Annotated in this window: 14 protein-coding genes and 1 riboswitch; of the genes, 12 read left to right on the forward strand and 2 right to left on the reverse strand. The window is 66.6% G+C overall.

The genetic code is table 11. The features are described 5' to 3' along the window. Positions 1 to 40: 40 nt before the first annotated feature. The 12 genes from kdpF (at position 41) to alr (ending at position 16,181) form a co-directional block, all read left to right on the forward strand. Complete coding sequence (gene kdpF, locus ACLBWL_RS13585; protein WP_022685962.1) at positions 41 to 130, forward strand: K(+)-transporting ATPase subunit F; 90 nt, start codon at positions 41 to 43, stop codon at positions 128 to 130. Between the two features lie 13 nt (positions 131 to 143). After that, positions 144 to 1,847, forward strand: a complete 1,704-nt coding sequence (kdpA, locus tag ACLBWL_RS13590) for a potassium-transporting ATPase subunit KdpA (RefSeq protein ID WP_447793887.1) — start codon at positions 144 to 146, stop codon at positions 1,845 to 1,847. Positions 1,848 to 1,860: 13 nt separating this feature from the next. Beyond that, positions 1,861 to 3,912 carry a potassium-transporting ATPase subunit KdpB gene (kdpB, locus tag ACLBWL_RS13595; RefSeq protein WP_447793889.1) on the forward strand — a complete coding sequence of 684 codons (2,052 nt, stop codon included), beginning with the start codon at positions 1,861 to 1,863 and terminating at the stop codon, positions 3,910 to 3,912. A gap of 10 nt (positions 3,913 to 3,922) precedes the next feature. Then, on the forward strand, positions 3,923 to 4,492 hold the full coding sequence (kdpC, locus tag ACLBWL_RS13600; protein ID WP_447793891.1) for a potassium-transporting ATPase subunit KdpC: 570 nt from the start codon (positions 3,923 to 3,925) through the stop codon (positions 4,490 to 4,492). Next, positions 4,492 to 7,182, forward strand: coding sequence for a DUF4118 domain-containing protein (locus ACLBWL_RS13605; RefSeq protein ID WP_447793893.1), 2,691 nt, complete (start codon positions 4,492 to 4,494; stop codon positions 7,180 to 7,182). The genes kdpC and ACLBWL_RS13605 overlap by 1 nt, the downstream gene beginning before the upstream one ends. After that, a complete protein-coding gene (locus ACLBWL_RS13610; RefSeq protein ID WP_060527207.1) occupies positions 7,182 to 7,868 on the forward strand; it encodes a response regulator transcription factor in 687 nt (228 codons plus the stop codon). Before ACLBWL_RS13605 ends, ACLBWL_RS13610 begins: the two co-directional genes overlap by 1 nt. Positions 7,869 to 7,929: 61 nt before the next feature. Next, entirely contained in the window at positions 7,930 to 9,984 is a 2,055-nt protein-coding gene (locus ACLBWL_RS13615) for a TonB-dependent receptor (RefSeq protein ID WP_447793896.1), read from the forward strand. 170 nt (positions 9,985 to 10,154) lie between these two features. Then, positions 10,155 to 10,369, forward strand: a riboswitch (cobalamin riboswitch). A gap of 112 nt (positions 10,370 to 10,481) precedes the next feature. Then, positions 10,482 to 12,383, forward strand: a complete 1,902-nt coding sequence (locus ACLBWL_RS13620) for a TonB-dependent receptor plug domain-containing protein (RefSeq protein WP_447793898.1) — start codon at positions 10,482 to 10,484, stop codon at positions 12,381 to 12,383. Further along, entirely contained in the window at positions 12,380 to 13,192 is an 813-nt protein-coding gene (locus ACLBWL_RS13625; RefSeq protein ID WP_447793900.1) for an ABC transporter substrate-binding protein, read from the forward strand. Before ACLBWL_RS13620 ends, ACLBWL_RS13625 begins: the two co-directional genes overlap by 4 nt. Positions 13,193 to 13,364: 172 nt before the next feature. Beyond that, the gene (locus tag ACLBWL_RS13630) at positions 13,365 to 14,333 is read left to right on the forward strand and encodes a FecCD family ABC transporter permease (RefSeq protein WP_447793902.1); all 969 of its coding nucleotides are present in this window, start codon (positions 13,365 to 13,367) and stop codon (positions 14,331 to 14,333) included. Continuing rightward, positions 14,324 to 15,103 carry an ABC transporter ATP-binding protein gene (locus ACLBWL_RS13635; protein ID WP_447793904.1) on the forward strand — a complete coding sequence of 260 codons (780 nt, stop codon included), beginning with the start codon at positions 14,324 to 14,326 and terminating at the stop codon, positions 15,101 to 15,103. The genes ACLBWL_RS13630 and ACLBWL_RS13635 overlap by 10 nt, the downstream gene beginning before the upstream one ends. A gap of 49 nt (positions 15,104 to 15,152) precedes the next feature. Then, the gene (gene alr / locus ACLBWL_RS13640) at positions 15,153 to 16,181 is read left to right on the forward strand and encodes an alanine racemase (RefSeq protein WP_447794406.1); all 1,029 of its coding nucleotides are present in this window, start codon (positions 15,153 to 15,155) and stop codon (positions 16,179 to 16,181) included. 4 nt (positions 16,182 to 16,185) lie between these two features. Here the strand turns inward: alr and ACLBWL_RS13645 are convergent, their stop codons facing one another. Both ACLBWL_RS13645 and ACLBWL_RS13650 read right to left on the reverse strand, forming a co-directional pair. After that, a complete protein-coding gene (locus ACLBWL_RS13645) occupies positions 16,186 to 17,169 on the reverse strand; it encodes a 2OG-Fe(II) oxygenase (protein WP_447793906.1) in 984 nt (327 codons plus the stop codon). A gap of 93 nt (positions 17,170 to 17,262) precedes the next feature. Then, positions 17,263 to 20,532, reverse strand: coding sequence for a TonB-dependent receptor domain-containing protein (locus ACLBWL_RS13650; protein WP_447793908.1), 3,270 nt, complete (start codon positions 20,530 to 20,532; stop codon positions 17,263 to 17,265). Positions 20,533 to 20,626: the final 94 nt, after the last annotated feature.

The following is a 20,626-nucleotide window of genomic DNA, read 5'->3' on the forward strand; positions in this document are numbered from 1 at the left end:
GCTTATGCCCGCCTGTGCGACAACGCATGAGGGGGATGCGATGACTCTCGATCTCTGGCTCGCGGCACTGACTGCGCTTGGCCTGCTCATCTACCTGGTGGCGGTCCTGATCCGCCCCGAACGCTTCTGAAGGAGGCGGCATCATGACATTCCAGGGCTGGTTCCTGATCCTCGGCTTCGTCGCCATCCTGCTCGCGCTGACCAAACCGGTCGGCCTGTGGCTGTTCGCGCTGTACGAAGGCCGCCGCACCCCGCTCCACGTCGTCCTCGGACCCGTCGAGCGCGGATTCTACAAACTCGCCGGGGTCGATCCGCAGGCCGAGCAGGGCTGGCGGCGCTATGCGCTGCACATGCTCGTGTTCAACGTCGCGTTGATGGCGTTCACCTATGCGGTGCTGCGTCTGCAAGGCGTACTGCCGGGTAACCCGCAAGGGCTCGCCGGGCTGTCGCCGAACCTCGCGTTCAACACCGCGGTCAGCTTCACCACCAACACCAACTGGCAGAGCTATTCGGGTGAGTCGACGATGTCGAACCTCAGCCAGATGCTTGGCCTGACGATCCACAATTTCCTGAGCGCGGCGACCGGCATCGCGCTGGCGTTCGCGCTGTTCCGCGGGTTCGCGCGGCGTGAGTCGAAGGCGATCGGCAATTTCTGGGCCGATATGACGCGCATCACGCTGTATCTGCTGCTGCCGTTGTGCGTCGTCTATACGGTGTTCCTGATCGCCAGCGGCGTGCCGCAGACGCTGGCCGCGACGGTCAACGTGACCACGCTCGAAGGCGTCAAGCAGGTGCTCGCGATCGGGCCGGTCGCCAGCCAGGAAGCGATCAAGATGCTCGGTACCAATGGTGGCGGCTTCTTCAACGCGAACTCGGCGCATCCGTTCGAGAACCCTACCGCGCTGGTCAATTTGATCCAGATGCTGTCGATCTTCCTGATCGGGTTCGGCCTGACCTGGACGTTCGGCAAGGCGGTTGGCAACACCAAGCAGGGCTGGGCGATCCTGTCGGCGATGGTGATACTGTTCCTCGCCGGCGTCACCGTGACCTATTGGCAGGAAGCCGCCGGCAACCCCGTGCTGCACCATCTCGGCGTCGCGGGCGGCAACATGGAGGGCAAGGAGGTCCGCTTCGGGATCGCCGCGTCCGCGTTGTTCTCGGTCGTCACCACCGCGGCCTCGTGCGGCGCGGTCAATTCTATGCACGACAGCTTCACCGCGCTGGGCGGCATGATCCCGCTGTTCAACATCCAGCTGGGCGAGGTCGTGATCGGCGGCGTCGGCGCCGGCATCTACGGCTTCCTGCTGTTCGCGATCCTGGCGGTGTTCGTCGCCGGGCTGATGGTCGGTCGCACGCCCGAATATGTCGGCAAGAAGATCGAGAGTCGCGAAGTGAAGCTTGCGGTGCTGGCGATCGCGGTGCTGCCGTTGATGATCCTCGGGCTCACCGCGCTGTCGTCGGTGCTGGCGCAGGGGCTGGCGGGGCCGCTCAACAAGGGCCCGCACGGCTTCTCGGAAATCCTCTATGCCTTCACCAGCGCGGTCGGCAACAACGGTTCGGCGTTCGCCGGGCTGACGGCCAACACGCCCTATTACAACGGCCTGCTGGGCGTTGCGATGTGGGTTGGCCGCTTCTTCATCATTGTCCCGATGCTGGCGATCGCCGGCAGCCTGGCCGCGAAGAAATACACGCCGGAGAGCGCGGGCTCGTTCCCCACGACCGGTGGCCTGTGGGTCGGTCTCCTCGTCGGCATCGTGCTGATCCTGGGTGGTCTCACCTTCCTGCCGAGCCTCGCGCTCGGTCCCATCGCCGATCATCTCGCGATGATCCGCGGCACTTTGTCCTGACAGGGGCGCCATCATGACCCAGAATTCGCAAAGCCGCTCTCAGAGCAAGAGCCTGTTCACCGCCGACCTGGTGGTGCCGGCGATCAAGGCATCGTTCGTCAAACTCAACCCCAAGGAGCTGATCCGCAACCCGGTGATGTTCGTCACCGCGGTCGTCGCCGCGCTGATGACCGTGCTGCTGGTCGTCGGGCACGACAGTCTCAGCACCGGTTTCAAGCTGCAGCTCGTCATCTGGCTCTGGCTGACGGTGCTGTTCGGCACCTTCGCCGAAGCGCTCGCCGAAGGGCGCGGCAAGGCGCAAGCCGCCTCGCTGCGTGCCACCAAGGCCGACCTGGTCGCCAAGCGCCTGAAGGGCGACGGTCGCGAGCATGAGAGCGTGCCGGCCAGCGCGCTGAAGGTAGGTGACATCGTCCTGGTAGAGACCAACGACCTGATCCCGTCCGATGGCGAGGTCGTCTCGGGCGTCGCTTCGGTCAACGAAGCCGCGATCACCGGCGAAAGCGCGCCGGTGATCCGCGAGGCTGGCGGTGACCGCTCGGCGGTGACCGCGGGCACCCGCGTCATCTCCGACGAGATCCGCGTCAAGGTGACGGTCGAACCCGGCAAGGGCTTTCTCGACCGCATGATCGCGCTGGTCGAGGGCGCCGAGCGGCAGAAGACCCCGAACGAGATTGCGCTGACCCTGCTGCTCGTCGGGCTGACGATCATCTTCCTGATCGCGGTCGGCACCATCCCGGGGTTCGCCAGCTATGCGGGCGGCTCGATCCCGGTCGCGATGCTCGCGGCGTTGCTGATCACGCTGATCCCGACGACGATCGCGGCGCTGCTGTCGGCGATCGGCATCGCCGGCATGGACCGTCTGGTGCGGTTCAACGTGCTCGCCAAGTCCGGGCGTGCGGTCGAAGCGGCGGGCGACATCGACGTTCTGCTGCTCGACAAGACCGGCACGATCACGATCGGCGATCGTCAGGCCAGCGAGTTCCGCGCGGTCGGCGGCGCGAGCGATGCCGAGATGGCGGAAGCCGCGCTGATTGCCAGCCTTGCGGACGAGACGCCCGAGGGCCGCTCGATCGTCGTTCTGGCGCGCGATCGGTTCGGCGTGACGACGACCAAGTTGCCCGATGGCGCGGAAGTGATTCCGTTCACGGCACAGACGCGCATCTCGGGCGTGAAGACGGCGGACATGCTGGTCCAGAAGGGCGCGGTCGATTCGATCCTGAAAGCCAATCCGGGAGTCGGCCAGACCGCGGCGGCGACCGAATTGCGCCGTATCACCGACGAGATCGCGCGTGCCGGCGGCACACCGCTGGCGGTCGCCAAGAATGGCCGCCTGATCGGTGCGATCTTCCTCAAGGACGTCGTCAAGGCGGGCATCCGCGAACGCTTCGGCGAGCTGCGAACGATGGGCATCCGCACGGTGATGATCACCGGCGACAACCCGCTGACCGCGGCGGCGATCGCGGCCGAGGCGGGGGTCGACGACTTCCTCGCGCAGGCCTCGCCCGAGGACAAGCTGGCGCTAATCCGCCAGGAACAGCAGGGCGGCAAGCTCGTCGCGATGTGCGGCGACGGCACCAACGACGCGCCCGCGCTGGCGCAGGCCGATGTCGGCGTGGCGATGAACACCGGCACGCAGGCGGCGCGCGAAGCGGGCAACATGGTCGATCTCGACAGCGATCCGACCAAGCTGATCGAGGTCGTCGGCCTCGGCAAGCAGCTGCTGATGACGCGCGGCGCGCTGACGACCTTCTCGGTCGCCAACGACGTGGCGAAATACTTCGCGATCATCCCGGCGATGTTCGTCGTGCTGTATCCGGGGCTCGGCGTGCTCAACGTGATGCGGCTGGGATCGCCAGAGAGCGCGATCCTGTCGGCGATCATCTTCAACGCGGTGATCATCCCGTGCCTCGTGCCCCTCGCGCTGCGCGGCGTGAAGTACACGCCGATGGGGGCGGGCCCGCTGCTCGCGCGCAACCTCGCAATCTACGGACTGGGCGGGCTGATCGCGCCGTTCGTCGGCATCAAGATCATCGACCTTGTGGTCGGTGGCCTCGGCCTCGCATAAGGACAATAGCATGGGCAAGGATCTCACCTCCGCACTGCGACCCGCGATCGTCATGACGATCCTGTTCGCGGCACTTCTCGGGCTGGCGTACCCGCTGGCGATGACGGGGATCGGCCAGGCCGTGTTTCCGTCGCAGGCGAACGGCAGTCTGGTGACGCAGAACGGCCAGGTGGTCGGCTCGACGGTGGTCGGTCAGGCGTTCGTCGGGGACCAGTATTTCCAGACCCGTCCGTCCGCCGCGGGCAAGGGCTATGACGGGCTGGCGTCGTCGGGGTCCAATTTCGGCCCGGCCTCGCACGCGCTGGTCGACCGGGTGACGCCCGACATCGCCAAGCGCCGCGCCGAAGGGGTGACGGGCCCGCTGCCCGCCGACCTCGTCACCGCGAGCGGGTCGGGGCTCGATCCCGATCTGTCGCCCGCCGCTGCCGCCGTCCAGGCACCGCGTATCGCGCGGGTCCGCGGCATCACGGTCGACCGGGTGAGGACGATCGTTGCCACCGCGACCGAGACATCGATCCTGGGCGAACCGCACGTCAACGTGCTGGCGATGAACCGCGCGCTGGACGCCCTGCCTCGCTGATGCCGGTCAGCGATCCGGGCAACAGCGACAATCGTCCGGATCCGGATGCCCTCCTGCGTCAGGCCGAGCAGGAGGGGAGGGGGAAGCTCAAGATCTTCCTCGGCGCGGCACCGGGGGTCGGCAAGACCTTCGAGATGCTGTCCGAAGGCGCGGCGCGGCGGCGCGACGGTGTCGACGTCGTCATCGGCATCGTCGAGACACATGGCCGGGTCGAAACCGAACGGCTGACGCGCGGACAGGAAATCGTCCCGCGTCGCGACGTCGCCTATGAAGGGCGCGTCCTGGCGGAAATGGACATCGATGCGATCCTCGCCCGCGCGCCCCGGCTCGCGCTCGTCGACGAACTCGCGCATACCAATGCCCCCGGCAGCCGCCATCCCAAACGCTATCAGGATGTCGAGGAACTGCTCGCGGCGGGGATCGACGTCTATTCGACGATCAACATCCAGCACGTCGAGAGCCTCAACGACATCGTCGCCAGTTTCACGCGGGTCCGGGTGCGCGAGACCGTGCCCGATCGGATCCTGGAACTCGCCGAGATCGAGGTCGTCGATATCCCGCCCGACGAACTGATCGAGCGGCTCAAGGCGGGTAAGGTCTACCTACCGCACGAAGCGACTCGCGCGCTCAGCCATTTCTTCTCCAAATCCAACCTGTCGGCGCTGCGCGAACTCGCGTTGCGCCGTGCCGCGCAGGCGGTCGACGCGCAGATGCTCGATCATGTCCGCGCGATCGGCATCGGCGGGACATGGGCGGGCACCGACCGGATCGTCGTCGCGATCAACGAACTGCCCGGCGTCGACGGCCTGGTCCGCGCGGCCAAGCGAGTCGCCGACGGGTTGCACGGCCCGTGGACGGCGTTGTTCATCGAAACGCCGCGCACCGCGCAGTTCACCGATGCCCAGCATCAGCGCGTCGCCGCCGCGATGACGCTGGCGACGCAACTCGGGGCGGCGGTCGCGACGGTGCCGGCCGCGTCGGTGGTCGAGGGTATCCAGGGCTTCCTGATCCACGCGCGCGCGACGCAGCTCGTCGTCGGCAAGTCGCGCCGCTCGCGCGCGTTCGAATTCATCCACGGATCGATCGTCGATCGGCTGATCCGCGGCACGAGCGGAGTCACCGTCCACGTCCTGCCGATGGAAACCGAAATCAGGACGTCCGCGCTGGCATGGCGGCGGTCGAAGGCGGGCTGGGGCTCGCCGACCGGCTATGCCATCACGCTGGCGCTGGTCGCGGCGATCACGACGGTCGCCAGCGCGTTGTTCCATATCCTCGATCTGGGCAACGTCGCGCTGCTGTACCTGCTGCCGGTGATGGTGGCGGCCAGCCTGTTCGGATTGCGCACCGGGCTGTTCGCCGGAATCGCGTCCAGCCTCGCCTACAACTTCTTCTTCCTGCCGCCGGTCGGCACGCTGAGCATCAGCAATCCCGAGAACCTGATCTCGATCTTCGTCCTGCTCGGCGTCGCGATCGCGACCAGCCAGCTTACCTCGCGGGTGCGGGCGCAGGCCGACCTCGCGGCGGCAAGCGCGCAGACCAACGCGACGCTGGCGGGGTTCCTGCGGCAGTTGAGCGCGATCAACGATCCCGCGGTGGCGGCGCGGATGATCTGCGACGACGTCGCACAGGTGTTCGCCGTGCAGTCGGTCCTGCTCGCCCCGACGACCGGCGCCGGGCTGACCGTCCAGGCCGCGAGCACCGCGGACTACCGGCTCGACACGATGGATCTCGCCGCCGCGAACTGGGCATTCGATGCGGGCGCCGCGGCGGGCAAGGGATCGGCGACGCTGGCCGCGTCCGAGTGGCTGTTCCAGCCAGTCAAGGCGGGCGGGCGGACCCTCGCGGTGCTCGGCATCGCACGCGAGAACAGCGGCGATCCGGTTCGCGCCGATCAACTGCCGCTGCTCACCAGTCTGGTCGATCAGTCCGCGCTGGTGCTCGAACGGCTGCGGCTCGAGACCGAGATGCGCGATGTCGATGCGGTACGGACGCGCGATCGGCTGCGCGCGGCGCTGCTGTCGTCGGTCAGCCACGATCTGCGCACGCCGCTGACCGCGGTGATCGCCGCGGCGAACGAACTCGATCACGGTGCCACCCCCGATCTGATCGCGACGATCAAGACCGAGGCGGCGCGGCTCAACCGGTTCGTCGCCAACCTGCTCGACATGGCGCGGGTCGAGGCGGGGGCGCTCAAGCTCAACGTCGAGGCGACCGATCTCAGCGATGCGGTCGCCGGCGCCGCGCACGACGCGCGCCGGGCGCTGGAGGGGCATGCGGTCCGGCTCGACGTGCCGCCCGACCTGCCGCTGGTCCGGGTCGATCCGCAACTGCTGCATCACTGCCTGCTCAACCTGCTCGACAATGCCGGGCGCTACGGCGATCCCGGTACCGAGATCGTCGTCGAGGGGCGGCATCGCTACGGCGAGCTCAGGCTGGCGGTGCTCGACCATGGTGCGGGCCTGCCGCCGGGTCGCGAGGCCGAGGTGTTCGAGACGTTCCGGCGGCTCGAAGGATCGGACCGCGAGATCGTCGGGACCGGGTTGGGGCTTGCCATCGTCAAGGCCTTCGCCGAGGCGATGGGGATGATGGTCGAAGCCGGCAATCGCGTCGACGAACCCGGCGCCGCGTTCACGCTGGTGTTCCCGTCCCCTCTCATCGTGCGCAACGTCGCACCCGAAAGCGCGATCTGATGCCCGCGAAGATCCTGGTCGTCGACGACGAAATCTCGATCCGCCGCCTGCTCCGCAACACGCTGGAACGCGCGGGCTATGCGGTGGTCGAAGCGGTCGACGCACGCAGTGCGATCGCCTGCGCGGCGGCCGAGCACCCGAGCGCGATCCTGCTCGACCTCGGATTGCCCGACCGCGATGGCCTGAGCCTGATCCCGGTGTTGCGGCGCGATGGCGACGCGGTGATCCTGGTGGTGTCCGCGCGCGACGCGACCGACGAGAAGGTCGCTGCGCTCGATCTGGGTGCGGACGATTTCGTTACCAAGCCGTTCGACAGCGACGAACTGCTCGCGCGGTTGCGCGTCGCGCTGCGGCATCGGGCGACCGCCGACACCGCACCCAAGCTCGTGCGAAAGGGGGGCCTGACGATCGATCTCGATCGCCGCGTCGTGACGCGCGACGGCGAGGAACTGCATTTGACTCGCAAGGAGCACGAGGTGCTTGCGGTGCTGGCGCGGCACAGCGGGCGGGTCGTCACGCACGACAAGATCATCGCCGCGGCGTGGGGTGGCGACGAGGATCCGCGGATCGAATATCTCCGCATCGTGATCCGCAACCTGCGTCAGAAGCTCGAGGCGCCGGATCCGGTCGGCAGCGTGATCGCCAATGAACTGGGGGTTGGCTACCGTCTTCGCACCGACAGCTGAACGGCGATCGGGCCGATCTGCCCGCTTTCCAGAGATGGGGTAAAGCTGCCATGCGCCGGCGATGATTCGCCTCCCTATCTCTGCACTCGTTTGCGTCCTCCTGTGGTCCGGCGCTGCCATCGCGCAATCGACCCCCGAACCTGCACCCGATATCGTCGTCACCGGGCGCGGGCTGGCGCCGGCACCGGGCGACCGCGCCTACGACATCGTCACGATCGAGCGCGACCGGATCGACGCCAATGCCAGCAACCGGCTGGAGAGCGTGCTCGCCGATGTCGCCGGCTTGCAGCAGTTCCGCCGGTCGGATTCGCGCAGCGCCAACCCGACCAGCCAGGGGATTTCGTTGCGCGGGATCGGCGGCAATGCGTCGAGCCGTGCGCTGCTGATCCTCGACGGCGTGCCGCAAGCGGATCCGTTCGGCGGGTGGGTCGCGTTTCCCGCCTATGCGACCGGGCGGCTGGGCCGCATCCGCGTGACGCGGGGGGGCGGCAGTGGGTATCAGGGGCCGGGCGCGCTGGCCGGCACGGTCGAGCTTGAGAGCGCGACGCCTGGCGACCTGACGCCGTTCCAAGGCAGTGTCGCCTATGGCAGCCGGGACTCGGTCGATGCGCAGGGTTCGGCGGCGCTGGTCCACGAGGCCGGGTTCGCGACGCTGTCCGGCGCCTATGCGCGCGGCGACGGTTTCACGCCGACGGTGGCCGACAGTCGCGGGATCGTCGATCGGCCCGCGCCGTACGAGCAGGCATCGGGTGCTATCAGGACCGTCGTCGGGATCGGCGCGAAGACCGAGTTGCAGGTGAACGCTAGCGCCTTCTCCGACCGGCGTGAGCGTGGGTCCGACTTCACCGACAATACGACCGAGGGCGCCGATGCGAGCATCCGGCTGATCGGGCGCGGCGACTGGGGCTATTCGGCGCTCGCCTATCTGCAGACGCGCGCGTTTGCGAGCAGCTTCAACAGCATCAATGCCGCGCGCACGACCGCGATCCAGTCGCTGGACCAGTATAATACGCCCGCGACCGGGCTGGGCGGGCGGATCGAGATCCTGCCGCCGCTGGGCGAGAGCATCACGCTGCGGCTGGGCGCCGACCTGCGCGACGTCAGTGGCAAGACGCAGGAACTCTACACCTTCGTCGCGGCGGTACCGACACGGCGGCGCGAGGCGGGCGGGAGCACGACGACGACGGGCCTGTTCGCGGACGGCAGTCTGGTCGCGGGCGACTTCACCTTCAGCCTGGGCGGGCGCGTCGACTGGTGGTCGATCGACGGCGGCTATCTGTCCGAACGGCCGCTCGCCGTCGGACCTGCGCTGACCAACCAGCGCTATGCCGATCGCGACGGCAGCGAGACGACCGGCCGCGCCGGTATCGCCTACCAGCCCGCCGATGCGATCACGCTGCGCGCCGCGGGGTATCGTGGCTGGCGGTTGCCGACACTCAACGAGCTGTATCGCCCGTTCCGCGTCGGCAACGACGCCACCGCTGCGAATGCGCTGCTTTCGCCCGAGCGGCTGACCGGGGTCGAGGGCGGCGTCACGCTGACGCCCGCGCCGGGAATGAGCATCGCCGCGACCTATTTCTACAATCGGTTGAACAACGCGATTGCCAACGTCACGACCACCAGCCCGGCGCAGGTCCTGCCCGGCGTCACGACCTACCGCGTCCGCCAGAATCTCGATGCGATCCGCGCGCACGGGTTCGAACTGGATGCGTCGTATCGGCCAGGCCCGTTCGGCGTGCAGGCGTCGTGGTCGCATACCAATTCGACCGTCGAGGGATCGGGGATCACCGCGGCGCTCGACGGATTGCGGCCGGCGCAGACGCCGCGCGACGCAGTGTCGGGAACGGTCGATTGGCGCCGCGATGCCGCCGCGCTCTCGCTGACCGTGCGCCATATCGGCCGGCAGTATGACGACGACCAGAATACGCGGGTGCTCGCGCCCGCGACCACGCTAGACGGCTATGCGGCACTGCCGATCCTGCGGTCGCTGGTCGCCGAGTTGCGCGCCGAAAATCTGTTTGACGAGCGCGTCGAGGCGGGGATCAGCGGCGCCAACATCGTCGAGCGCGCGACGCCGAGGACGGTCTGGGTCGGGCTCCGGTACGGCGGGCGGTAATATCTGATCCTCCCCCGCAAGGGGGAGGTGGCTGGCACTTGCCAGACGGAGGGGGAGGAAAGGATCACCTCTGTTCCGCGTCCTCCCCCTCCGTCGCCTTCGGCACCACCTCCCCCTGGCGGGGGAGGATTCGGAGTCACCCTTGCGTTGACCCGTGTCTGGGCTGCGACTAATGGCGGGGCGTGAAGGGTTCCCGGCGACGGGATCAAAAGGGAAGTCGGTGCGCGGAAGGGTAGTCATGACCAGAGCCGCAAGACCGGCGCTGTACCCGCAACTGTGACCGGATAGCGGCCACCCCGAATAGGCCACTGGGTGATAGCCTGGGAAGGCGGGGTGGGCGCGAAGACCCGGAAGCCAGGAGACCTGCCTCTCACGGTCGATCCACTGCGCGGGCGGGTGTCCGGCGCGGACGAGAGGCCCCCATGGGGCATCCTCGAGCGAGCGACGTCTGGCCGCACTGCGAATGGTCGCAGGCGGTTCTGTTCAGGACGTGCCCGATGACGAAAACATTCCTACTTCTGAGCGCAGCGGCCATGATCGCGTCGCCCGCTTACGCACAATCCATTCCCAATGGCGACACGCCCGAACTGGTCGTCACCGCCGCCCGCGTCGCGCAGCCCGCGAGCGAAGTCGGCCAGGCGGTGACGGTGATCGACCGCGCCGAGATCGAGCGCCGCCAGACGACGGTGGTGTCCGACCTGCTCGCGACCACGCCGGGCGTCACCGTCACGCGCAACGGCTCGATCGGCGCGCTGACGAGCGTGCGGATCCGCGGCGCGGAGTCCGACCAGACCTTGGTCGTGATCGATGGCGTCCGCGTCAACGATCCGTCATCGACCGGCGGCGGCTTCAACTTCGCCAACCTGTTGTCGAGCTCAATCGAGCGAATCGAAGTGTTGCGCGGGCCGAACTCGGTGCCGTGGGGCAGCCAGGCGATCGGCGGTGTCGTCAACATCATCACCGCGACGCCCACCGAAGGCGTGCAGGCACGCGCCAACGCCGAATATGGCTATGCCGACAGCGTGTTCGCGAGCGCGGGCGTGTCGGGCGCGAAGGGGCCGGTATCAGGCTCGCTGACCGGCGGCTATCTGAGGACCGACGGCATTTCGTCGGCGGCCAGCGGCACCGAGCGCGACGGGTATCGCCAATATGGCGCGGCCGGGCGGCTGGGCGTCGAGTTCGCGCCGGGGATCGGCCTCGACCTGCGCGGCTACTATGCGGACAGCAAGGTCGATATCGACGGCTTTCCGGCACCCGATTTCGTCCTGGCGGACGACCCCGAATATTCGAAGACGCAGGAGATCTACGGCTATGCCGGGCTGCATGCGAACTTCGCCGATGGCCGGTTCAACAACCGCGTGGCGTTCACGATCGCCGACATCAACCGCGACAACTACGATCCGACCTTCGGCACGGATCCGAGCTTCATCGGGCGAGGCCGTAGCGAGCGCTACGAATATCAGGGCGACTTCCGCCCGCTCGACCAGGTCCGCGTCGTCGCGGGCGTCGAGCGCGAGAACAGCCGCTATAACGACGGTTTCAGCTATGCCGACACGGGCATCACCAGCGTCTATGGCCAGCTGATCGTCAAGCCGATCGATATCCTCACACTGACCGGCGGCGTCCGCAACGACGATCACGACGATTTCGGCAACCATACGACGTTTGGCGCCAATGCCGCATTGGCGTTGCGGACCGGCACCACCGTCCGCGCGAGCTATGGTGAAGGCTTCAAGGCGCCGACCTTGTACCAGCTGTTCTCCGACTACGGGAACCGCGGTCTCGATCCGGAGACCGCGCGGAACTTCGACGTCGGCGTCGAACAGGCGTTTCTCGGTAAGCGTGCGCGCGTCGGCGTTACCTATTTCAATCGCCGCACGCGCAACCAGATCGACTTCCGCGATTGCAGCCCTACCGAGCTGAAGACACCCGGCTCGATCTGCGCCAATCGTCCGTTCGGCGTGTACGACAACGTTGCGCGTGCCGAGGCCGACGGCGCGGAGTTCACGCTGGCGCTGCGCCCGGTCGATGCGCTGACGCTGACCGCGAACTACAGCTATATCCACACCGAAAACCGGTCGATCGGCGACGATTTCGGCAAGACCCTCGCGCGGCGACCGGAGCAGACCGCGAGCGTCAACGCGGATTACCGGTTCCCGTTCGGGCTGTCGATCGGCGGCACGGTGACGATGGTCGGCGACAGTTTCGACGACTCCGCCAATGCGGTGCGGCTCGACGGCTATGCGCTCGGCGGCGTCCGGGCGGAGTTTCCGATCGGCGAGCGGTTCGCGGTCTATGGCCGCGTCGATAACATCACCGACGCGTCGTACCAGACGATCGCCGGCTACGGCACCTATGGGCGGGCGGCCTATGGCGGCGTGCGGTTGCGCTTGAAGTGATCCGCAGGGCGATCCTCCTTACGCTGCTGGTCGCGTCGACGCTCGGGGGCTGCTCCGTGCCGCCGGGCGGAAGCGGCGGCGGGGGGATCGTCTCGACCAATCCGTGCGTCGATGCGGTGCTGGTGCGGATCGTGCCGGCATCGCGGATCGCGGCGATCAGCCATTATTCGCAGGATCCTGGCGGGACCTCGATCCCGCTGGAGGTCGCGCGGCGGTTTCGCGCGACCGCCGGCACCGCGGAGGAAGTGATCGCTCTGCGCCCCGATCTCGTCATCGCCAGTACCTACACGCCCGCCGCGACGCAGGCGGCGTATGCGCGGGCCGGGTTGAAGACGTTGCTGCTCGGCATTCCCGATTCGATTGCCGAGAGCCAGGCGCAGGTGAGGCAGATCGCCGATGCGGTCGACGCGCCGTCGGGTGGCGCACGGATCAATGCCGATATCGATCGCGCCGTGGCCAGGTGGACGCGGCGCAGCGCCAACCCGCCGAGCGCGCTACTCTATATCACCGGCGATCTGGCGACCGGCGACGGTACGTTGCTGACCGACATGATGACCCGCGTCGGGCTGCGCAACGCGGCGGTGCGCTACGGCCTGACGCATACCGGCACGCTGTCGGCGGAGACGATCGTCACGCAGCCGCCCGATGTCGTCATCGCCTCGGAGCGGATCGGGCGGGGGGCGGCACTGCGCCACCGGCTGTTGCCGACCACGCCGCAAGCGGTGTTTCCGCGTGTGCTGATCAACTGCGGCGGCCCGACGATTCCGCCGGCGCTCGAGCGGCTGGCTGCGATAAGGGCGGGGCTGTGATGCGCGCGGACCCGATCGAAACCCTTCCTCCCGGGCACCACCCCGGCGAAGGCCGGGGCCCAATTGGAAAGGCCAAAATGATTCAGTGCTGCGCATGGTCAAGACCGTCCCCCAATTGGGCCCCGGCCTTCGCCGGGGTGGTGGAATTGGGTACGAGCGGGGACGCGCGGCGATGACCCGCACGCTGAAACTGCTCGCGCTCGGGCTGCTCGTGATCGCGCTGTTTGGTCTTTCGCTCGGCTGCGGGAAAGTATCGGTGCCGCCGTCCGCGTGGTTCTCCGCCGATCCGCGCTGGTGGATCATCCTCGAACTGCGCTTGCCGCGCGCGGTGCTCGGGCTCGCCTTGGGGGCGACGCTCGGGCTGTCGGGCGCGGTACTGCAAGGCTATCTGCGCAATCCGCTGGCGGACCCGGCGGTGGTCGGCGTCTCGTCGGTCGCAGCGCTCGCTGCGGTCGCCGCCATCGTGTTCGGGGTCGGCACCGGACCCGGCATCTTCGTGGCGGCGATGCTCGGGGCAGGGGGCGCGGTCGCGCTGCTCGCCGCGCTGACTTGGCGATCGTCGAGCGCGATCAGCTTTATCCTCGCTGGCACCGTGCTGACCAGCCTTGCCGCCGCGCTCACCGCATTCCTCATCTCGATCGCGCCGAACCCCTATGCAGTGGCGGAGGTCATGGACTGGTTGATGGGCGCGCTGACCGATCGCGGCTGGACCGACGTACAGTCCGCGCTGCCGCCGATGCTGCTAGGCACTTTGTTGCTGCTGATGACCGGGCGATCGCTCGATTCGCTGTCGCTGGGCGAGGCGGCGGCGCGCTCGCTCGGGGTGCGGATGGGCCGTATGCGCGTCCTGGTGGTGCTGGGCACGGGGCTCGTCGTCGGCGCGGGCGTGGCCGTGACCGGCGTCATCGGCTTCGTCGGTCTGGTGGTGCCGCATCTGCTGAGACCGGTATTCGGGCATCGGCCGGGCGCGTTGCTGCTGCCCTCGGCACTCGGTGGAGCGGCGCTCGTCCTTGCCGCGGACAGCCTCGTGCGGCTTGCGCCCGGCGTTGGCGAGGTGCGGCTAGGTGTCGCTATGGCGATGATCGGCGCACCGTTTTTCCTCGGGCTGTTGTTCAGGGAGCGAGGGTGGGCATGGATCTGATCGTCGATCGTCTGAGCGTCAGGCTCGGCAAGCGCACCGTCCTGCACGAGGTCTCCGCGCATCTCAAACCGGGCCGCGTGACCGCGATTCTCGGGCCCAACGGCGCGGGCAAGAGCACGCTGGTCAAGGCGGCCGCCGCGCTGATCGGGTATGCTGCGGGGAGCGTCAGGCTCGACGCGCAGGATATCCCGGCAATGGAGCCGCGGGCACGGGCGCGCGCGATCGGCTATCTGCCGCAGGACGCGACGGTGCATTGGAACATCGTCGCGCGCGACGTCGTGGCGCTTGGCCGGTTGCCGCACCGGGGCGCGCATGCCGCGGCCTCGCCCGAGGATCATGCGGCGATCGCGCGCGCGTTGCACGACACCGAAACGACGCATCTGGCGGACCGCCCGATCGCCGAACTGTCCGGCGGCGAACGCGCGCGCGTGCTGCTCGCGCGCGTGTTGGCGGGGGCGCCGCGGTGGTTGCTCGCCGACGAACCGCTCGCCAGCCTCGATCCGTCGCACCAGATCGACCTGCTCGCCCGCCTGCGAACCTATGCGGCCGGCGGGGCGGGCGTCGTGATCGTCCTGCACGATCTCGTCCAGGCGCAGCGCGCTGCGGACGATGCATTGCTGATCGCGGACGGCCGCGTCGTGGCGTTCGGTCCGGTCGCGGACGTGCTCACGCCCGACACGCTCGCGCAGGTGTTCGGCGTGCGGGTCGTGCCGGTGGACGACGGCGGTCGGCGTCTGCTCGTGCCGGTCGGGCGCATCGAGCCCGCATAGACGGTCGACGCGCCGGGTCCGGGGCCCTATTCCGCGCCGGGTGATCGACATTCCCGCCCCGCTCCGCCTGCGCCTCGATGGCGACGCCCTCGTCCAGAACTGGCGCACGCTCGATCGAATGAGCGGCACTGCGGCGTGTGGCGCGGCGGTGAAGGCGAACGGCTACGGCCTCGGCGCGATCGAGGTTGCGCGCCGGCTGGCCGACGCGGGGTGCCGCGACTTCTTCGTCTCGAACTGGCAGGAAGCCGCCGAACTCGCGCCGCTCGGCCTGACGGTGTCGGTCCTCCACGGGGTTCGCGACGAGGACATGCCAGCCGCCGCAGCCGGTTTCGCCCGCCCGGTTCTCAGCACGCCGATCCAGGTCGCGCGCTGGAAGGCTGCGTGCGGCGGCGCGTGCGACGTCATGGTCGACACCGGCATGAACCGCCTCGGTGTGTCGGCGGAGGATATCGCCGCCGGCTTGATCGAGGGCATCCCCATCGAAACGCTGATGAGCCACCTCGCCTGCGCGGACGAGGATTCGCCGATGAACGCGGTACAGCGCGACCGGTTCGCGGCGCTGGCAGGTGCAACATCGGCGCGCCGCATGAGCCTCGCCAATTCGGCGGGGATCGCGTTGGGATCGCGCTACACCTTCGATCTCACCCGACCGGGGCTGGCGCTGTATGGCGGCGTCCCGCGGCGCGACCTGACGGCCTCCATTCGGCAAGTCGTCGTTCCCGAAGCCCAGATCCTGCAAAGGCGCCGGGTGCCCGCCGGCCAGAGCGTCGGGTATAATGCGATCTGGACGGCGGCCGTCGACACCGAGGTTGCGATCATCAATCTGGGGTATGCGGACGGATATTGGCGCGGCTTCTCGAATGTGGGCATGGCCAGGTCATCGGGCGTCGACTTGCCGATCATCGGGCGCGTTTCGATGGACCTGACAGCCATAAAAGTCGCCGATGCGGGTCGCTTGAAAGAGGGTGATTGGGTAGCGCTGGACTATGCGGTGGCCGAAGCCGCGGTCATTTCCGGTATGAGCCAGTACGAGTTGCTCACGGGACTGGGCGCGCGGTTTGCGAGAACGTGGATCTGACCCGTCAGACCGCGTTTTCCGGCCCAGACCATATGTCGAAAGGCCGCGCGCGTATCCACCGCGTTGCAAGCCATTTGACGCCGCTGATGACAGGGTCACCGGCGTGCTGCGTGATCGGATCGACGGAACCGTCGGCGCGGACATTGTCGAAGATGATCGCATCGCCGACACGTGGGGTGACCCTCAAGCCATTGTGCACGAACGAGGTAGCGCCGCCCGAAAAACCGTCGTTCAGGTACACGAGCACCGTTCGGATCCGCTGGTTGCGCGTTCCCGGTAACGCGTCGAGATGCGGGCGAAACTGTTGCCCGGGTTGATAGCGCAACACCGACAATGCCTCGCCCTGACGCCAGTCGGTCGCCGTCACGGAGGCCAGCCGACGGTTTAGGGCTTGGATCACGAGCGTTTCCCGGGTCGGGCCGATGACCGCGCCGTCGGACGTGCGGACGGGGTTGGCGATGCTCCGTCCCGTTCGCGGGTCGGCAACCATCGCCGGCTGGAGCATGTCGGCCGCGCCTTGCCCGACATGAAGGCATTCGGCCGGTGTGAACAAGTGGGGGACATGCCAGACCTGCGGGGAGTCCGCGATCTTGTTGGCGCGAGGAACGGGCAGGGGATTTCCATCGGCCGTGAGCGGCATCCGCTGAAGCAGGGTCAGATGGTCCTGGGCGACCGGGCTGCGGTTTGCGATGTCTTCGAGCAACCTGACCGCGCTGGCCCAATCGGCAGGCGCGCCGCTCCCATTGGCCGTAAGCGCAATCTCGACCAGCGCCGCGTCAAGGTTGTCGCGGATCGCAGCCTGGCGAAGCAGCGCACGCGCGCCAGGCAAATCGCGCGGTAGCGGCGCACCGGCGAGCTTCCAAACAGCATGACGGAAAAGCGCCGCCGGATTGCCCGATGCACCGGCCTTTTCGACCAGCGCCACCGCTTCGCGCATGCGGCCTTCGGCGATCAATTGATCGGCTTGCGCGACGGTATCATCGGTCATTGGTCACCCATCACATGAAAGTGTCTCAACTAGCAGGCAAAAAAAGGGGCCGGTGGAAACCACCGACCCCTGAATAGTCGAAGCGATCGGCGTTTAGAACCGCGCGCGAACACCGGCGTACATGTTGCGGCCGCGAATATCGTAGACCGCACTACCAGTGCCCGTTCCGGTGCTGCCAAGTGGCGGCTTCTTGTCCAGTACGTTGTCTACGCCGAAGTAGAATTGGAACTCACGACCAAGGCCGCCCATATCCGTCAAATTCCACGTGAAGCGCAGATCGTTGTAGAATACCTTCGGGTATTTGCGGATATCGGAATAATCCGAGTTGTTGGGTGGGCAGCCCGCTGCGGTGCAAGCCGATGGCAGTTCATAGAAATCTTCATAAGCATTGACGACGGTCGGCCCGATATACCGCAGACGATAGCCGAAGCTGAATGCTCCGACACTCAGATCGGTGTCGAGGCGAAACTCATCCTGCGCATCGCCGAGTTCGCCGAGCAGGCGGTTCTCGAAATCCGGAAGAGCTGGGTTCTCGTAGTTGCTCGACTTCAGGCCATGCGTGTAGATCAGGTTGGTGTTGAGCGCGACGGTACTGGTGATCTCCGTGCGATACGTCGCATTGACATCGATACCGCGACGTACGCGCTTGGCGAAGTTGACGCCTGCCGACACCAGTGAGTTGCCGAGGATCTGGCCCGGCTGTTCACCAAACGATCCCGTGCCGGGACCGCGGAAGCGGGTAAACAGCGAACAGAATACGTTGCTGGTAGTCGGCTGATCATAGCAGTTGTTGGCGATGGTCTGAGCCGTCAACGAGACGATGACGTTGTTCACCTTGATGTCGTAATAGTCGACGCTGAACGAAAGGCCGGGAACCATGCTCGGCGTCACGACCGCACCGAGCGTGAGAGACTTCGACGTTTCGGCATCCAGGTTCGGATTGCTGCCGCTGATGATGTTCAGAGAATAGGACACATTCGGCAAACCTGCGAGAAGCGTCGCCCCCAGGTCTGCCAGACAATTGCCGGCACGGTTCGGATTGTTGGCAATGTTGCCCGATGCGCAAGGGTCGAGAAACCCTGGGGCAAAGTTTGGAACCGCCGGGAAACCGGTTTCCGACACGTTCGGCGCGCGTACCGACTTGCCGTAGTTGCCACGGAAGCGGATGTCGCGGATCGGTGCCCACTCGCCGCCGAAGTTGTACGTGTAGACTGTACCGACCGCGCCCTTGTAGTCCGAAACGCGACCGGCGCCTGTGAAGGTCAACTCGTGAAAGAAAGGCATCTCTTTCAGAAGGGGGATACGGACTTCGCCGAACGCTTCCTTGACCTGGAACGCAGGCGGGTCGAACTCACCGATGATGACCGCGTTCGTTGCGCCACTCTCGACGAAGGGATCGTTCTGATACCGCGCTCGCTCCTTGCGGTATTCGCCGCCGATCGAGAACCCGATCGGACCGCCGGGCAGTTCGAACAACTGGCTCAGATCGCCCGCGACGAAGCCCTGAATGTCGAGCTGCGACAGGCTTGCCTTGTGCCGGGCGTTATAGCTGAAATAGTTCGCCGCCGCCGTGTTGTCCGCTCCACCGAACGGATTGTAGGGAACGCAGGCGGCGATGTCCGACGCGAGACGAGCGTTGCTGCCTGCGAACGGCGTGGCAGACGCTTGATCAAATTGAGCCCGGCACTGGATTTGGCCAGTGGTTGGATTACGCCCGGCATCGAGTGAAAGCAGAAAACGCTGGCGATCGAGATAGCCGAACGTCGTCGTGTCTTCCTTGAACTTGCCGTAGTTTCCGGAAAGTTCGTAGTTCCAGTCGTCGTTGAAGTTTCCGCGGACGCCCCCGACGATGCGGTAGGTATCGCGACGGAACTTTTCATCGCGGATACCTGAATCCGCCAAAACCCGGGAGTCCACGAAGCGGTAGGTTCCGGCTGCAATCGCCGCGCGGTCTGCAGCATTCAACGGACCACCGACGCCTTGTCCACCGAAGGTCGACCGCGTCGTGGTTGGAGAGCACGCGGCCGTCAGGCTGGTGTTGCAGCCTGATGCTAGGATCGCATTGGCGATCGTGGCGCGATCGGTAGGATTTAGGAAGGGATTGTCGAGACGGACACGCTCACGAAGATCAAGCTGTGAGAACGTCCCCTGGATGAATGACGGTCCTGCGTTGGAACCGAGCGTATCCACGCGGTTCCACTTGGCCTCGATGAACGGCACGAAGGCCTTGCTGACTTCGAAATGCCCGAGAAGGTTGAAGTTCAGTCGCTGCTGATAGGGGAGTACCGAAAGCAGTTGATCTTCGCGACCAGTCTGGCCGTTGCCGCCGGTTATACCACCGATGATTCCCTGACCGTAACGCGAGCCGGTTTGCGGCGTCAGGCGGCCAGCCTGAGTAAAGACATAGGTACAGTTATAGGCGGTGCCTCCCGTCGTGCCCGGCGCACCGTTGGTTGCGCCGATCCCCGTGCCGCAGCCCGGGTTGGTCGAGAGCTGCGTGATGGGTACCAGACCGTAGCGATTGATGCTCGCGCTGCGGATGTCGCGGATGAATACGCGGTCAGGGAACCCGTCGCTGCCGTTGGGAAGGCCGGCCGGATCGACGTCGACGATACCGAGGCCATCAACTCGACGAAACGACGGGATATCCGATCCGAACACCCGTTCCTGATGCGAGTATTCGCCGTGCAGCGTTAGGTTGCCGCGGCCTTCTGCAAAGTTCTTGCCGACCATTGCGGAGACATACTGGTTCCCGCCGAAGCCCTTGTCGGAAACACCAGCCTGACCGCGAATCTGTGCACCGTCGTAGCTGTCACGCAACACGAAATTGACTACGCCCGCGACCGCGTCCGACCCATAGACCGACGACTGTGCACCGGTGATGATGTCGACGCGCTCGATCAGGTCGTTCGGGATCGTGTTGACGTCGGGCGAGACCGCGTTGTTCAGGATGTCGGCAGCGACGTGGCGGCGGCCGTTGACCAAGACGAGCGTACGCGATGTGCCGAGGCCGCGAAGATCGAGCAAATTCAGACCCGCAATGCCGATACCCGAACCAGGGTTTTGCTGAGAGAACGTGCTGCGCAACTGCGGCAGGTCGTTGAGCGTATCGCCGACGTTCGTCGTGCCGCGCTGAAAGAATACATCGCCTGCAATCGAGGTGATCGGAACCGCCGAGTCGAGGTTCGGCCTGCGAATACGCGAGCCGGTAACCGTAATCTCGCCGCCCTCGGCACCTTGACCATCCGCGCTTTCGAGCGTCGCGTCATCCGGGCATGGCGTGGTCGCAGTCGGCGTACAGACCTGACCGTCCGGCGCAGCCGCGTCCGCCGAAGCGGTTTGCGCATAGGCCGTGGATGGCAATATTACAGCGCCTGCCGCCAATATGGTCGCGGATAAAAAATCGCGTGCTCTAGACACTCTAAGTCCCCCGTTTGCCGGCACTTTTGCCGTTCTG

The organism is Sphingomonas sp. M1A8_2b, from assembly GCF_053345535.1.

What these genes read in the sequence shown, in the direction of transcription:
- ACLBWL_RS13630 (WP_447793902.1), top strand. Translation starts at nt 13,365, where the DNA reads ATGACCCGCACGCTGAAACTGCTCGCGCTCGGGCTGCTCGTGATCGCG.
- kdpA (WP_447793887.1), top strand. Translation starts at nt 144, where the DNA reads ATGACATTCCAGGGCTGGTTCCTGATCCTCGGCTTCGTCGCCATCCTG.
- kdpC (WP_447793891.1), top strand. Translation starts at nt 3,923, where the DNA reads ATGGGCAAGGATCTCACCTCCGCACTGCGACCCGCGATCGTCATGACG.
- ACLBWL_RS13645 (WP_447793906.1), bottom strand. Translation starts at nt 17,169, where the DNA reads ATGACCGATGATACCGTCGCGCAAGCCGATCAATTGATCGCCGAAGGC.
- kdpF (WP_022685962.1), top strand. Translation starts at nt 41, where the DNA reads ATGACTCTCGATCTCTGGCTCGCGGCACTGACTGCGCTTGGCCTGCTC.
- ACLBWL_RS13615 (WP_447793896.1), top strand. Translation starts at nt 7,930, where the DNA reads ATGATTCGCCTCCCTATCTCTGCACTCGTTTGCGTCCTCCTGTGGTCC.
- ACLBWL_RS13635 (WP_447793904.1), top strand. Translation starts at nt 14,324, where the DNA reads ATGGATCTGATCGTCGATCGTCTGAGCGTCAGGCTCGGCAAGCGCACC.
- ACLBWL_RS13620 (WP_447793898.1), top strand. Translation starts at nt 10,482, where the DNA reads ATGACGAAAACATTCCTACTTCTGAGCGCAGCGGCCATGATCGCGTCG.
- ACLBWL_RS13605 (WP_447793893.1), top strand. Translation starts at nt 4,492, where the DNA reads ATGCCGGTCAGCGATCCGGGCAACAGCGACAATCGTCCGGATCCGGAT.
- kdpB (WP_447793889.1), top strand. Translation starts at nt 1,861, where the DNA reads ATGACCCAGAATTCGCAAAGCCGCTCTCAGAGCAAGAGCCTGTTCACC.
- ACLBWL_RS13610 (WP_060527207.1), top strand. Translation starts at nt 7,182, where the DNA reads ATGCCCGCGAAGATCCTGGTCGTCGACGACGAAATCTCGATCCGCCGC.